The 14250-nt window shown below is 49.6% G+C and carries 14 protein-coding genes and 1 riboswitch; of the genes, 12 read left to right on the top strand and 2 right to left on the bottom strand.

What is annotated here, in order from left to right; translation table 11 throughout:
• The first annotated feature begins 75 nt into the window (after positions 1 to 75).
• The 5 genes from ACNI29_RS19935 to ACNI29_RS19915 all read left to right on the top strand — a co-directional run bounded on the left by ACNI29_RS19935 (position 76) and on the right by ACNI29_RS19915 (position 4622).
• Entirely contained in the window at positions 76 to 1041 is a 966-nt protein-coding gene (locus ACNI29_RS19935; RefSeq protein ID WP_419780121.1) for a serine/threonine protein kinase, read from the top strand.
• A gap of 39 nt (positions 1042 to 1080) precedes the next feature.
• A complete protein-coding gene (locus ACNI29_RS19930; RefSeq protein WP_419780120.1) occupies positions 1081 to 1569 on the top strand; it encodes a universal stress protein in 489 nt (162 codons plus the stop codon).
• A 37-nt stretch (positions 1570 to 1606) separates the two neighbouring features.
• On the top strand, positions 1607 to 2590 hold the full coding sequence (locus ACNI29_RS19925; RefSeq protein WP_419780119.1) for an ABC transporter substrate-binding protein: 984 nt from the start codon (positions 1607 to 1609) through the stop codon (positions 2588 to 2590).
• Positions 2591 to 2697: 107 nt separating this feature from the next.
• Positions 2698 to 3147: an arsenate reductase ArsC gene (locus tag ACNI29_RS19920; RefSeq protein WP_419780118.1), complete on the top strand. Its 450-nt coding sequence runs from the start codon at positions 2698 to 2700 to the stop codon at positions 3145 to 3147.
• Between the two features lie 266 nt (positions 3148 to 3413).
• A complete protein-coding gene (locus tag ACNI29_RS19915; RefSeq protein ID WP_419780117.1) occupies positions 3414 to 4622 on the top strand; it encodes an L-serine ammonia-lyase in 1209 nt (402 codons plus the stop codon).
• A gap of 40 nt (positions 4623 to 4662) precedes the next feature.
• Here ACNI29_RS19915 and ACNI29_RS19910 read toward each other — a convergent pair whose 3' ends face one another.
• Positions 4663 to 5619, bottom strand: coding sequence for an ABC transporter ATP-binding protein (locus ACNI29_RS19910; protein WP_419780116.1), 957 nt, complete (start codon positions 5617 to 5619; stop codon positions 4663 to 4665).
• A 13-nt stretch (positions 5620 to 5632) separates the two neighbouring features.
• Entirely contained in the window at positions 5633 to 6595 is a 963-nt protein-coding gene (locus ACNI29_RS19905) for an ABC transporter ATP-binding protein (protein ID WP_419780115.1), read from the bottom strand.
• 199 nt (positions 6596 to 6794) lie between these two features.
• On the opposite strand from ACNI29_RS19905, the gene trmFO reads away from it, so the two are divergent.
• The 7 genes from trmFO to cobI all read left to right on the top strand — a co-directional run bounded on the left by trmFO (position 6795) and on the right by cobI (position 14200).
• On the top strand, positions 6795 to 8117 hold the full coding sequence (trmFO, locus tag ACNI29_RS19900) for a methylenetetrahydrofolate--tRNA-(uracil(54)-C(5))-methyltransferase (FADH(2)-oxidizing) TrmFO (RefSeq protein WP_419780114.1): 1323 nt from the start codon (positions 6795 to 6797) through the stop codon (positions 8115 to 8117).
• 105 nt (positions 8118 to 8222) lie between these two features.
• Positions 8223 to 9563, top strand: a complete 1341-nt coding sequence (locus tag ACNI29_RS19895; RefSeq protein WP_419780113.1) for an MATE family efflux transporter — start codon at positions 8223 to 8225, stop codon at positions 9561 to 9563.
• 19 nt (positions 9564 to 9582) lie between these two features.
• Positions 9583 to 9786: riboswitch (cobalamin riboswitch) on the top strand.
• A gap of 105 nt (positions 9787 to 9891) precedes the next feature.
• On the top strand, positions 9892 to 10794 hold the full coding sequence (locus ACNI29_RS19890) for a sirohydrochlorin cobaltochelatase (protein ID WP_419780112.1): 903 nt from the start codon (positions 9892 to 9894) through the stop codon (positions 10792 to 10794).
• Between the two features lie 19 nt (positions 10795 to 10813).
• Positions 10814 to 11875, top strand: coding sequence for a FecCD family ABC transporter permease (locus ACNI29_RS19885; protein WP_419780111.1), 1062 nt, complete (start codon positions 10814 to 10816; stop codon positions 11873 to 11875).
• Complete coding sequence (locus tag ACNI29_RS19880) at positions 11872 to 12648, top strand: ABC transporter ATP-binding protein (RefSeq protein WP_419780110.1); 777 nt, start codon at positions 11872 to 11874, stop codon at positions 12646 to 12648. Before ACNI29_RS19885 ends, ACNI29_RS19880 begins: the two co-directional genes overlap by 4 nt.
• Positions 12566 to 13492: an ABC transporter substrate-binding protein gene (locus ACNI29_RS19875; RefSeq protein WP_419780109.1), complete on the top strand. Its 927-nt coding sequence runs from the start codon at positions 12566 to 12568 to the stop codon at positions 13490 to 13492. Before ACNI29_RS19880 ends, ACNI29_RS19875 begins: the two co-directional genes overlap by 83 nt.
• Positions 13493 to 14200 carry a precorrin-2 C(20)-methyltransferase gene (cobI, locus tag ACNI29_RS19870; RefSeq protein ID WP_419780108.1) on the top strand — a complete coding sequence of 236 codons (708 nt, stop codon included), beginning with the start codon at positions 13493 to 13495 and terminating at the stop codon, positions 14198 to 14200.
• Positions 14201 to 14250: the final 50 nt, after the last annotated feature.

Below are 14250 nucleotides of genomic sequence, written 5' to 3'. Positions count from 1 at the left end.
TTTGTAGTGGTGTGTTAAATATTAGGTAAGGTTTGAAGTAGATTAGCTGAGCAGCCTCAATCGCGGGAGTTGACCATGAGTAAGGAAGTTCGGGATCTGATTAAAATGTACCTGCCTGATTACCGTAGTTCCCGGTTCGGGAATTTGTACACTGATACCACTGAGTTCATGAATATTGATTTCAGCGATGTAATTAAGTTGGGTGATGAGCACTTTTTTGTCTCGAAGAATGAAATGGAGCGTAGATTCGGCCTTGATGATCCCAAATATTGGGTGAAACGCTGCAAGAGACTTGAGGACGGTCAGCCTCAGATTTTGAAGCTCGCCTTCTATGAAAAATTTCCCATGAATATAGGTCCATTCAAAATTGAATGTTACCGCAGTCCCCGCAAGGAAGCACGTATTCTTGATCTTGTCCGTGGTGATATGCGTTTCATGCAAGGATACTCCGGAGAAGACTCCGCCGGAAACAATGTCCGGGTACTTGATATTATCCGGGGCAAGCGTCTGGATGTCTGGGTATACAATATTCAGGCAGATCACCGGACATATTTTTATGAGCATTTTCCAGATATTTTTGAAAAGTATATCGGGGCTTGTGAAGCCATCAAGTTTCTGCATGACCATGATGAAAAGCATGGTGACATCCGTCGCGATCATCTATGGGTTGAGTACGGGACTGGCGATTACCGCTGGATTGATTTCGACTATGCTTTTGAGCTTTACGAGAATCCGTTCGGGCTTGATGTTTTCGGGCTGGGAAGCATCCTTATCTATCTGGTGGGCAAGGCCAATCTTACCTCGCAGACTTTATTTGATCACAGTATTGATCCCGAAATTCTGAGGACAATCAATCCGGGGGATTACTCCGTTATTATCGGCAACAGGATCGTAAATCTGCGCAAAATATATGATTACATTCCAGAATCATTGAATAATATATTGATGCACTTTTCATCCTCAAGCACTGTTTTTTATGAAAGTGTGGATGAATTGATTTATGATATGAATATGAGTTTGAAAGAAATTCGCGGTTTGTAGACATTTTCATGCTGTTTTTGCAGCAGGGAGGAAGTCGAGATGAAGAACATGAAGATGCTGATTGCTTTTGATGGTTCCGAAAATTCATTTAAGGCTGTGGAATATGTAGGAAATATTGCAAGAAATTGTTCCGGTGGCGAAGTTGTTTTGTTTTATGTGGAGAGGCTGCCGGAAAAAGATATGTTTCCTGATGACCAGGCTTGGGAAAATCAGTGCGCCGAGAATGAGCAGGAGATCAAGGCAAAGCTTGCCGAAGCCGAAAAGAAATTGATTTCCATGGGAGTTAATTCGCAGGAAGTGCGGACCGAATATTTTGCAAGTTGCAAGTCGCCGTTTCATGAAACAGACATCTGCTCCACAGGAAGAAGCATTGGTATGGATATTCTGCGCATCCGGGAAGAGGGCGGGTACGGAACAATTGTAATCGGCAGACGCGGAGTAAGCAAAGCAGAGGAATTTTTGTTTGGCTCTGTTTCCACTAAAGTCGTGCAGTCAGCTGTCGGATGCACGGTCTGGGTCGTAAATTAAGCTCCATGCTCGCATTGTTTTACTCAGGGAGTTTCATTTGAAAAATTTATTCTTGCTCTTTGCATTGATGGTAATGCTGGTCTCTGCTGCTGCGGTTCAGGCGAAGCCGCGCGTTCTATTAATAGAAAGTTACCACAGCGGATACAAGTGGGATCAGGAGTTGAATAAAGGACTTGAAGGTGTACTTGGTGATAAGGTTGAGCTGTTTGATTTCCAAATGGATACTAAAAGGCTGCCAGCCAGCGAGTACTCTGAGCGTGCTGATCTGGCTTGGCAGTGCTATTTGGATATAAAGCCGGATGTTGTTGTCCTTGCTGATGACAATGCCATGTTGCTGCTGGCTGAACGTTTTCTTGTGACAGGTACTCCGGTTGTTTACATGGGGGTCAACAGCAATCCGCGTAAGTACGCTCCACTGGGTAGAAATATTACCGGGGTGCTTGAACGTCCTCTCTATAAGCGAACAGTTAAGTATCTTAAGGAGCTGTTGTTTATCGGCACTGATAAAGTCCTTATCCTGCTGGATGAGAGTACAACATCACAGGCTTTCAAAACAGCTATCTTTAATGATGAAGATAGTCAGGAAATAAGCGGTATCACCACTGATATAGAGCTTATTTCATGCATGAAGGACTGGAGAAAGACGATTCTGGATGCCCGCAAAAATGACTACAAAGCAATTGTCATAGGGTTGTATCATCGAGTCTTTGAAGATGACAATCATGTGGATAGTGAGGAGATTCTTGAGTGGACCTCTGCGAATTCGCCGGTTCCGGTTTTTGCTTTTTGGGAAATGAGCGTTGGTAAGGGTAAGGCTGTCGGCGGAATGGTCATGAACGGCGAAGTTCAAGGTAAGGCTGCGGGCAAAATGGTTCTCGATATTCTTGATGGTACTCCTGTCTATACTATTAAACCGGTAATTCCTGAGCAGGGCCGGTTTATTTTTAGTCGGACAGAATTGGACAGGTGGAAGATCAGGTTGCCTCGCTATATGTTAAAGCATGGTCTCATAGTTGAATAATGGCGGTAGGTGACATTTTTGTTACACTTATAGCTTGAATATTGACTCGATATAAAAGCTTCGGTAGTTGGTTTTGCTCTTTGGCAAAATATCGAAGCAGGTAAATTATGACTAAAAAGGTGAATCTTCTTTTTTTATGTACAGGTAACTCCTGTCGCAGTCAGATGGCTGAGGGTTGGACCCGTCACCTTAAAGGCGACGTAATTGATGTCTATTCTGCAGGAATTCAAACTCATGGTCTGAATCCCAGCGCAGTAAAGGTCATGGCTGAGGCCGGGGTGGATATTTCCGGGCATAAATCACAGCATATTGATGAACTTAAAGATGTGCCCATTGATTACGTGGTTACAGTTTGTGACCATGCACATGAGACATGTCCGTTCTTTCCCGGTGGCAGCAAAGTTGTCCATGTGGGCTTTGATGATCCGCCGCGTATGGCTAAGGACATTGCAGAGAAGGGCGGGTCACTTGAAGAGCAGATGGATTGTTTCCGCAAAGTCCGTGATCAGATCAAGCAGTATGTGGAAACATTGCCCGAAGCCTTAACAGTTCTTTAGTTCCCCGGAATTTAAAAAGCTCCTGTCTTTAAGATGGGAGCTTTTTTTATGATTGTATTGATGTTCTTTAGTGTAGCTGTTAATTTTTGTTTATTGGTATTTTTTTGTTTTTATTCATTTTATCTGATTTCCAAATGAAATTGATCATGTAATCAGTATTTTTTGGTTGTCTTTTTTAGTTAATGCGTAATATGGGTTGTAAAAATATGGCAAAGCACAGTGTGTTTTCAGGGGATGAATAAAAATATTACAAGGCGGCAGGTGATATGGAGTCTTTAAGAGAGTTGTACCGTATAGGAGTGGGGCCTTCTTCCAGTCATACTATGGGGCCGCGTATGGCTGCGGAAAATTTTTTGGAGAAGTATCCTGATTCTCAGCGTTTCAGAGTGACGCTTTTTGAAAGTCTCGCTGCTACCGGTAAAGGTCACCTTACAGACTGGGCTATACTCAGTGTTTTAGGTGATGATAAGACTGATATAGTCTGGAAGGCTGAAGAGAAGATGCCGGAGCACCCCAATGGCATGTATTTCGAAGCTCTTGATGATTCCGGTTCTGTGATTGGTAAATGGAAGGGATACAGCGTTGGCGGCGGTGCAATCCGTGAAGAAGGCGCGTCGGTATCGTCTTCCGAACCGGTTTATGATTTGAGCACCATTGCAGATATTATGGCACACTGTGAAGACAAGGGTATTAACTACTGGGAATATGTCGAGCAGTGTGAAGGTCCTGAAATATGGGATTTCCTGCGTGAAGTGTGGCAGGTAATGGAAGCTTCCCTTGAACGCGGTCTGGATGAAGAGGGGGTTCTACCCGGTTCCATCGGATTGCGCAGGCAGGCTAAATCCTATTACCGCCGGACCAGACTTGCCGGACCGGATATGCAGCTTACCGGATTGACCACTGCATATGCGCTTGCTGTTTCCGAAGAGAATGCCGGAGGCGGGGAAATAGTCACTGCGCCGACATGCGGATCTTGCGGCATTGTTCCGGCGACTTTGCGTTATCTCAAAGAAATTCATGAACTCAAAGAGAACGACCTGCTGCGGGCGTTGGCTACTGCCGGACTTTTCGGCAATGTAATCAAGACCAATGCTTCTATTTCCGGGGCCGAGGTAGGTTGTCAGGGTGAGGTCGGATCGGCTTGCGCTATGGCATCTGCTGCTGCCACCCAGCTAATGGGCGGAACCCTGCGCCAGATCGAATACGCAGCGGAAATGGGGCTTGAGCATCACTTGGGACTGACCTGTGATCCCGTGGACGGATTGGTGCAGATTCCCTGTATCGAGCGCAACGCCTGTGCTTCCACCCGTGCCCTTGCCCGTGCCCAGATGTCCATCCTTTCCGACGGATCGCACCGTATACCTTTTGATGAGGTTGTGGAGGTCATGAAAGAAACCGGACACGATCTACCCAGCCTCTACCGCGAAACATCGGGCGGGGGCTTAGCAAAAGCCTACAATGAACGAGCTAAATAAATTTAAAGCCGGGACCTTGGTCCCGGCTTTTTTTTGAAATTTAATACAAATGGCAGGCGACCTTATGTTCCTCTTCAGTCTCTTTGAGGTCCGGCTTTTTCTTGGAGCATATGTCCATGGATTTGGGGCAGCGGGTATGAAAGGGGCATCCGTTCGGCGGTGAGATTGGACTGGGCATATCGCCTTCAATAATTACATCTTCTCCCTGCATTTCGGGGTCGGGAACCGGGACGGCATCAAGCAGGATCTGGGTGTAAGGGTGCATGGGGTTGCTGTAAAGTTTTTCAGCTGTGGTTATTTCCATGAGCTGGCCTAGATACATGACCGCAACCCTGTCGCTGATGTGGCTGACTACAGAAAGGTCATGGGATATGAATACATAGCTTAAACCGAATTCTTTCTGGATCGACTTAAGCAGGTTGAGGACCTGTGCCTGTACCGATACATCCAGTGCGGAAACAGGTTCATCACAGATAATCAGGTCCGGGTTCATGGCAATGGCCCTTGCTATGGCGATGCGCTGACGCTGGCCGCCCGAAAATTCATGGGGATACCTCTTGCGGTGCTCCGGCCTGAGACCGACCTGCACCAGCAGTTCTTCGACCCGTTTTTGGATTTCATCTTTGCTGCCGGATTTATGGATGCGCATGGATTCGGAAATGATGTTTCCGACACGCTGGCGGGGGTTGAGTGATGAGTACGGGTCCTGAAATACCATCTGGAGCATGGTGCTGCGTTCAGTTGCGGTCCACTTATTAAGCTGGCGGCCTTTGAAATCAATGGAACCGAAATCCGGCTTTTCCAGCCCTGTCAGCAAGCGTGCAAGAGTGGATTTGCCGCAGCCGGACTCGCCTACAAGCCCTAAAGTTTCACCTTTTTTTACTTCTAAACTAATACCGTTAACCGCTTTAAGTGTTGTTTTTGTTAAGGAAAGCAGGCCGCCACTGACCGGGTAGTGGCGTTTCAGGTCTTTTACTACCAGTATATTTTCACTCATTGTTAATCCATTTCTATGTGTGCAGCCAGCAGCGAACCTGTCTGCCGTTTTTATTTAAGATTTGCGGTTCCTGTTCCCGGCAGAGGTCAAAGGCCCGGTTGCAGCGGGGGTGGAAGCGGCAACCCTTGGGTAGGTCAAGGAGAGCCGGGACGTTGCCGGGAATAGGTGTAAGTTCCTCACGGCATCCCAGACGTGGAACCGAGTTCAGCAGTCCCTGCGTGTATGGATGCAGCGGCTCTTTGAAAATATCTGCTATTGAAGCCGATTCCACAACCTGTCCGGCATACATGACCGCAACCCGTGTTGCCACCCGCGCAACTACACCTAGATCATGGGTGATGAGCATGAGTGAGCCGTTCATTTTGTTTTTCAGGTTATCCAGCAGCCGCAGAATCTGGGATTGAATGGTAACATCAAGAGCGGTGGTCGGTTCGTCGGCAATAAGGATTTCCGGTGAGCAGACCAGAGCCATAGCGATCATGACCCGCTGGCGCATACCTCCGCTGAGTTCGTGGGGAAAACTGTTGATCCGTTTGTGGGGGTTGGGGATTCCGACCAATTTCAGGGCATCTACCGCGGCTTCAGCAGCTTCTTTGGCATCCATTCCCCTATGTAACCGCAGGGTTTCACCGATTTGATCTCCGATTTTAAAGACCGGGTTCAGTGAGGTCATTGGCTCCTGAAATACCATTGAAAGCTTGTTGCCGCGAATTTTTTGCATTTCCTGATCCGAGAGCTGCACAAGGTCCTGATCGCGGTAAAGGACTTCGCCTCCTGTGATCCGGCCCGGAGGATCAGGTATCAGACCCATCACCGAAAGGGAGAGAACTGTTTTACCACAGCCGGATTCACCGACAATGGCTAAAGTTTCTCCTTGCCCTAAGTCTAGACTGGCATTATCCACAGCCTTAATGATTCCGCCCGGAGTGGCGAAAGATGTCGTCAGATTCTTGATTTTCAGGATAGGTGAGGTCATAGTTATGGAATCTCATACGCTGAATTTGTTAATTCAGCACAGATTTATATAATGAGAGCTTTAAAACCCTCAGGGATTCCAAAGGGTATTATCCCCTTTGGCCGCCGGAGGCGAAATCTTTTGATAGAAAGCGCGAAGCGCATCAACTAATTCTTAATTGAGAATATCAGAAAATACAATCGACTTTGGAGTACGATAAGTGAATAAAATTGCTGTAATCGGTGGCGGACTGGCCGGGTGTGAATGTGCTATGCAGCTTGCGAAGGCTGAAATTCAGGTAACTCTTTATGAAATGAAGCCAGATAAATATTCCGAGGCCCACCACCTGCCCGGTCTGGCTGAACTGGTCTGTTCCAACTCTCTGCGTTCCGGTGAACTGAACACCGCTATCGGGGTGCTTAAAAAAGAGATGGAAGCCCTCGATTCCGTGCTCATGAGAGCTGCCATGAATGCTCGCGTTCCTGCTGGGTCCGCATTGGCCGTTGACCGTGAGGTCTTTTCCAGACTGGTTACCGAAGAAATTGAACAGAACGAATTTATCTCCGTTGTCCGCAAGGAAATCAGCTCCCTTGATGATCCTGAACTTGCCGACTTCGATAAAGTTGTTGTCTGTGCCGGGCCGCTTGCCTCCGAAGGCTTGACCGAAAGCCTGATCTCCAAAATCGGCGAACAGCGTTTATATTTTTATGATGCCATCGCGCCTATAGTCAGCCGTGACTCCGTGAACATGGACGTGGCATTCTTCGGTTCCCGCTACAAGCCCGAAGATGATGATTACCTGAACTGTCCCATGACCGAAGAACAGTATAATTCTTTCATTAAGGAACTCAAGGAAGGGGAGCGCGTTGTGCCCCGTGAGTTCGAAAAGGAAATTCACTTCGAAGGTTGTCTGCCCATTGAGGAAATGGCCGACCGTGGTGAAAAAACCCTCTCCTTCGGGCCTCTGAAGCCTGTTGGTCTGATTGATCCGCGCACAGAAGAACAGGCCCATGCCGTTGTTCAGTTGCGCGCTGAGAATAAAGATAAGACCGCCTTCAACCTTGTAGGCTTCCAGACAAAACTCAAGTACCCGGAACAGAAACGTATTTTTCGCATGATTCCCGGACTTGAAGATGTGGAATTTCTGCGCATGGGTTCCATTCATCGCAACACCTATGTCAACGCTCCCGAAGTGTTGGACGAGACACTGGCTCTTAAAGCCGATTCCCGTATCCATCTCGCCGGGCAGATTACCGGTGTTGAGGGATATCTTGAATCCGCTGCTTGCGGTCTCTGGGTAGGGCGCATGCTTGCTGAACAGGCCAAAGGTAAGGAACTCCCTGCACCGCCGCCGGAAACTTCCATGGGTGCATTGCTTGGGCATCTGCGTGAAAAGAAAAAGAATTTCCAGCCCTCCAACGTCCAGTTCGGACTAATGCCCGCGCTCAATAAACGCGCACCCAAACGTGTCCGCAAAGAACTCTACGGCAAACGGGCCATGGAGATGTTTGAGGCTTGGTTAGAAAACAATATAGAAAAATAGACCTTTAAGCTTACTACGCGAAGCTTGGTAAAAGGTTTTGGGATTCTTAAACCCTTTTGCAAAAGGGTTTAAGGCTCCCGGCAGGGTCGCCGAAGGCATCTTTTCATGACAAACAAACAACATCCTTTTGAAATAAATCCGAACCGGACATTGCTGACTCTGGCAATTCCGGTTCTTTTTTCCATGGTAGCGGAGCCTCTGACAGGGCTGGTGGACACAGCTTTTGTTGCCAAGCTGGGACCTGAACCGTTGGCATCACTTGGCATCGGGACCATTGTGTTTTCATCCGTGTTCTGGGTTTTCGGATTTTTAGGAATCGGCACACAGACTGAGGTTTCGCACGCACTGGGCAAGGGTGATCTGGAACGGGCTTCTTCCCTTGGCTGGATGGCTGCGGGCATTTCCGCTGTACTGGGTGTAGTTCTGGCCTTACTGGTTTCTCCGTTTCTGGGAAACATCGCGGCTCTTATGGGCGGTGACGGCGCTGTGCGTGATCTGGCTGTTGATTACATGCGCTATCGGTTGCTGGGTGCTCCGGCAGTGCTGGTGGTACTGGCCTGCTTCGGCTCATTGCGCGGTTATCAGGATATGCGTTCCCCACTTTGGATTGCGGTGGGTATGAACGTCATTAACGTTGTGCTCGATTGGTGTCTGGTCTTCGGCAAAGGACCGTTCCCGGTTATGGGCGTGGGCGGGGCAGCTTTGGCTAGTGCAATCAGCCAGTGGATCGGTGCGGTCTGGGCGGTGCTGGTAGTGCGCAAGCATTACGGATTCAATACCGGATTCAGTCTTGCGGATGCACGGCGGTTGTTCGTGATCGGTGGTGATATGTTTGTGCGGACCGGATGTGTATGCCTGTTTTTGCTGCTCTGTACCCGGTTTGCAACCAAGGCCGGGGCGGAATCAGGAGCTGCGCATCAGGCTATCCGCCAGTTTTTTGTTTTTCTGGCCCTTTTTCTGGATGCATTTGCCATCAGCGGACAATCGCTGGTGGGCTACTTTGTGGGCCGTGCTGACAGGAGGACCGCCCGTAAAGTTGCCGCACTTGTCTGTAAGTGGAGCTTTGCAACCGGGGTGTTGCTGACCGTCGGCATGTATCTGGGGCAACAGCCTGTAGCATGGTTGCTGGTCCCGGAAGAGGCGGCAATGGTTTTTGCCCCGGCATGGCTGGCTGTAACTTTTTTGCAGCCCATAAATTCACTTTCCTTTGCCACAGATGGAATCCATTTGGGAACTGGTGACTTCCGCTATTTGCGTAATGCCATGCTCGCGGCGGTGCTGACCAGCTCGGCAGTTCTGTTTGTGGTAGACTGGTTGCATCCGCAGCATATGCTGTTCTGGATCTGGATTGTGGCCGGATTGTGGACTTCTTTGCGAGCTGTATTCGGTATGATCCGTATCTGGCCGGGGATCGGGAACGGCCCGTTGGCTGTGGATCGTGATTGACAATGTATGTGAACAATCATATCAAGCTTTTGCCTGAGGTGCTCTCACGAGCTTAATAGGGAATCCCGTGTAAATCGGGAACGGACCCGCCGCCGTGAGTCCTGTTGATAATTTCATCCCGTGGATCGGATTAATTCCGGTCCGGCACGCCACTGAATCAATATTTGGGAAGGCTGGATGGAATGGGACGAGTCGGAAGACCTGCCCGGGTGCAAATCACGATCATTCTGACGGATAACGGGGCTTTTAACTGTCAGAAATTACTACGCATACCCTTGGTCTGTGTGGTTTTACCATTCCCAAGCCCCCCAAATTTGAGGAGACTGTTATGCAGTGTCGCTTTGGGGACAAATTCAAATTCATCCCCGCATTTCTTCTGGTTTGTTGTCTGCTGATTCCTTCACTTGCCATGGCCGGACACGGTGAAGCAAAAACTGTCAAAAAAGGTATTATGCTGGCTGCTTTCGGTTCCAGCATGCCACAAGCTCAGGCTTCCTTTGATGCCATTGATGCAGCTGTGAAAAAAGCTTTCCCCGGTGTTCCGGTTTACTGGTCCTATTCTTCCGCTATCATCAGAAATGTGTTGGCTAAAGAAGGCCGTAGTGTGGATTCCCCGGCAATGGCTATGACCAAAATGATGGATGCCGGATTCACTCACGTTGCTGTGCAGTCGTTGCACACCATTCCCGGTGAAGAGTATTTCGGAATAGTTGAAACAGTTGAGGCTTTCGAAGGCATGCCCAAAGGCATGAGCAGGGTTACCGTCGGTAAGCCTCTGCTTTACTCCGACAAAGACATGCTGCGCACCGTTGATGCCATTGTTGCCAACATCCCTAAAGACCGTAAGGCTGAGGATGCGGTTGTACTCATGGGTCACGGAACCCACCATGCTGCAAATATTTATTATCCCGCTTCCCAGAACTACTTCTCCAAAGTTGACCCCAAGATCTTCGTTGGTACTGTAGAAGGCGCACCTTCCCTTGATGATGTGAAAGTCCTGCTCAAGAAAAGCAAGGCTGAAAAAGTTTATCTCATGCCTTACATGTCCGTAGCAGGCGACCACGCCCGCAATGATATGGCCGGTGATGAAGATGATTCATGGAAGTCCGAGCTGACTAAGGAAGGCTACAAATGCGTGCCTGTACTCAAGGGTACTGCTGAATTTCCGCAGGTTGTGGATATCTGGGTTGACCATCTCAAGGTTGCTTTCAAGCACCTTGGTGATCATTAATTAAAATCAGGCGGTGATGATGGCATTTATTGGTAATAGAAGGGCGCAGGCTGTTTTGGTTCTGTCTCTGCTCGTGCCTGTTTCCATCTTTGCCGCCTGTCTTTTCGGGGCTTATGGAACTGATCCCGCGCAGGTGCTGGCGGTTTTTAAATCCGTCCTCGGCATCGGGACGCAGAAGGTTGATCAGGCCCTGTCTTTTATCGTTATTGATCTGCGGCTCAGCCGGGTCTGCCTTTCATTTCTGGTAGGCATGTCGCTGGCTGTAGCCGGGACTGTTTATCAGGGCATCCTGCGCAACCCGCTGGCAGATCCGTTTACTTTAGGGGTGAGCAGCGGGGCGGCTTTCGGGGCCAGTCTGGCTATTTTTTCCGGCTCGACCATGCTCGGTGCGGAACTCTGGTCCAGATTCGGGAATCTGTTCCTGCCTCTGGCGGCCCTTGCCGGAGCAATGGCCGCGCTAGGTGCGGTGCTCGTGCTGGGGCGTATCGGCGGCAGACTGCGCCGTGAAACGATGGTCCTTGCCGGGATTGTGGTGGCGACCTTTCTTTCCGCGCTGATTTCCCTGCTCAAATCCCTTGATGAGGAGTCAGTAACGTCAATTGTCTTTTGGATCATGGGTAGTTTTCAAGGACGCGGCTGGTCGCATTTGCAGCTGTTCCTGCCGTATTTTATCGCCGGCTTGATTCCGCTGGTCTATTATTCCCGCGAGTTGGATATCCTTTCGCTGGGTGAGACTCAGGCCCGTCATCTGGGCATGGACGTCTCCCGCGTGCGCATGGCTTTGCTGGTCGGTTCCGGTTTGCTGACCGGGGCGGCGGTGGCGGTTTCCGGGATAATCGGATTTGTGGGGCTAATTGTCCCGCATCTGGTGCGCATGTTTCAGGGAGCGGAGCACAGGCCGCTGCTGATTTCCTCCTCATTGCTGGGAGGTCTGCTGCTGGTCTGGTCCGATGTCATTGCCCGTTCTCTGCTTTCCGGTGGCGAGGAGCTTCCGGTTGGTGTGGTTACGGCCCTGCTCGGCGGTCCGTTCTTCTGCATTGTGCTGCGTTCCGGTTTTAACAGCGGAGGAGGCTCCGCATGATCAGGATCAGGAACTTGAAAGCCGGATACGCCGGACGCGAAGTCCTGCACGGCCTTAATCTGGAGTTTCCGTCAGGCTCCATGACCGCAATCCTCGGGCCGAACGGCAGCGGCAAGACGACCCTTGTTTCATCAATTTCAGGTGTCCTTACCCCTCTTGAAGGTTCAATTGAAATTGAGGGCAGGGCTGTGGATGTTTACCGTCCCCGTGAACTGGCCGGGATAATGGCTGTGCTGCCGCAGCGTGTGGACCCGGCTTTTGGGCTGACCGTTAGATCCATGGTTATGATGGGCCGCTATGCACATGGTTCCGGCTTTTTCGGTTATGATGCAGCGGATGAAGAAATTTGCGCTGAAGCCATTCAACGGGTCGGCATCAGCCATCTTGAGGATCGTTCTGTTGCCGAGCTTTCAGGAGGTGAATTCCAGAGGGTGCTCATGGCCCGGACTGTTGCGCAGCAGGCCCGGATCATGGTGCTGGACGAAGCCTCTTCCGGTGTTGATGTGGCTGGTAAAATTGAGCTTTTCGACCTGCTTAAAAAAATGAACAAAGAGGGAGCAACAATCGTCTGCGTGATTCACGATCTTAATCTGGCGGCTCTTTACTTTGATCGGCTGGTTTTCCTGTCCAAAGGAAATCTGAAGCTGGACGGTTCTCCTGCAGAAGTAATTACAGAGGAAAATATTTCAAATGTTTACCAGACATCTGTTGCGGTTGTTGAGCATCCCCGGCTCCATGTTCCGCAGGTTCTTTTTTCTCCTGCTGATAATTAGTTTAGCAGGTAGCGCGCAGGCCGGGATTTCCATTACCGATGATTTCGGTAACGAAGTTGTGCTGCAGCGTCCGGCAAAGCGCATCGTGGCCTTGTACGGCTCTTTTAATGAGATTTTGTACGCAATGGATCTGGGAGACTGGCTGGTGGCCCGCACTGCTGCGGATCACTACCCGGAGCAGATAACCGCGCTGCCGTCCATCGGAACGCATATGCGGCCCAACCCGGAGCTGATCGTAGCTTTGCAGCCTGATTTAGTCTTGCAGATGGCCGGACGCTCTCAGGCGGCGACATCCCTTGAACCGCTACGTACACGGGGCATCCCTTGCGCCATGTTCAAGGTTGCCTCTTTTGACGAGATGTTTTCCATGATCCGCAGGCTTGGCGTACTTACCGGGGAACCGGGAGCAGCGGATAAATTGATTGCGTCAATGAATGCACGGCTGGATAAAGTGTTGCATAATCGTGCTGTTTCTGATTCCTTGCCGTCAGTTTTTTTTGAGATACGTTATCCCAATTTGTTGGCAGCGGGGCAGGGATCAATTGTGAATGACATTATCCGTCATGCCGGAGGCGTGAATTGCGTGACCAATAACAAGAAGATTGTGCGCATGGGTGAAGAAGAGCTGATGCGGATCAACCCGCAGAACTACGTCTACCAGACTGGACGCATGAATCCTTCTCCGGTCAAACCTGATGAGCGCAGTCATTTTAAGCTCATCGACGCGGTTCGCAGCAAAAGAATTTTGAAAGTGGATGAGTCGGTATTTTCCCGGCCCGGTCCCAGAAATGTGGAAGCCGTGGAGATTCTGGCGGACTTCCTTTTTAATACTAAAGAGAAATAAATGAGTAATTCTGGAAAAATATATGGCATCGGGGTCGGTCCCGGTGATTCCGACCTGCTGACTGTGCGCGCGGTGCGCGTGCTGGAAAAAGTTGATGTGGTCTTTGCCGCTTCTTCAACTAAAAATGAATATTCCCATTCCCTTGAAATTGCTTCAGAATTCGTGCGTGGTGATTGCGAGGTAGTCAAGCTCGGCTATCCCATGACCCGTGATAAAGATGTTCTGACCGCGGCTTGGGAAGAGAATTGCCGTACCGCACTGAAGTATCTTGAGGGCGGCAGGACTGCAGCTTTCCTGACCCTTGGCGATCCGCTGATTTATTCAACCTTCGGCTACATGATGCAGACCATGAAACGGCTCTATCCTGAAGTGGAATTCGATGTTGTGCCCGGGATAACATCCTATCAGGCTGCTGCGGCCAGATCACAGCAGGTGCTTGTGGAATCCGGTCAGAATCTGCTGCTGACCTCCGGTGTGGCTGATACTGCGAAGTTTGCTGAGTCATTGGATTCAGTCGATAACGCAGTAATCCTAAAAGCCTACCGCAATTTTCCTGAGCTGCGTGATACCGTGAATGAAATGGATAAGATGGATGTGAAATTCTACACCCGCCTCGGTCTAGACGGCGAAGCTATCTATCCGGACATCAACGAAGTGCCGGAAAAGACGACTTATCTTTCGCTTATGCTGCTTACGGCTCGAAAGTAAGTTTAGTTCGAGATGAATTTAAAAGGCCGTGAATTCCTGTGGATTCACGG

The organism is Maridesulfovibrio spiralis (SeqCode) (assembly GCF_048571135.1).
Lineage (GTDB): Bacteria > Desulfobacterota > Desulfovibrionia > Desulfovibrionales > Desulfovibrionaceae > Maridesulfovibrio > Maridesulfovibrio spiralis.
The sequence above is the reverse complement of the archived record's forward strand: the minus strand, read 5'-3'. Positions and strand labels throughout refer to the sequence as shown.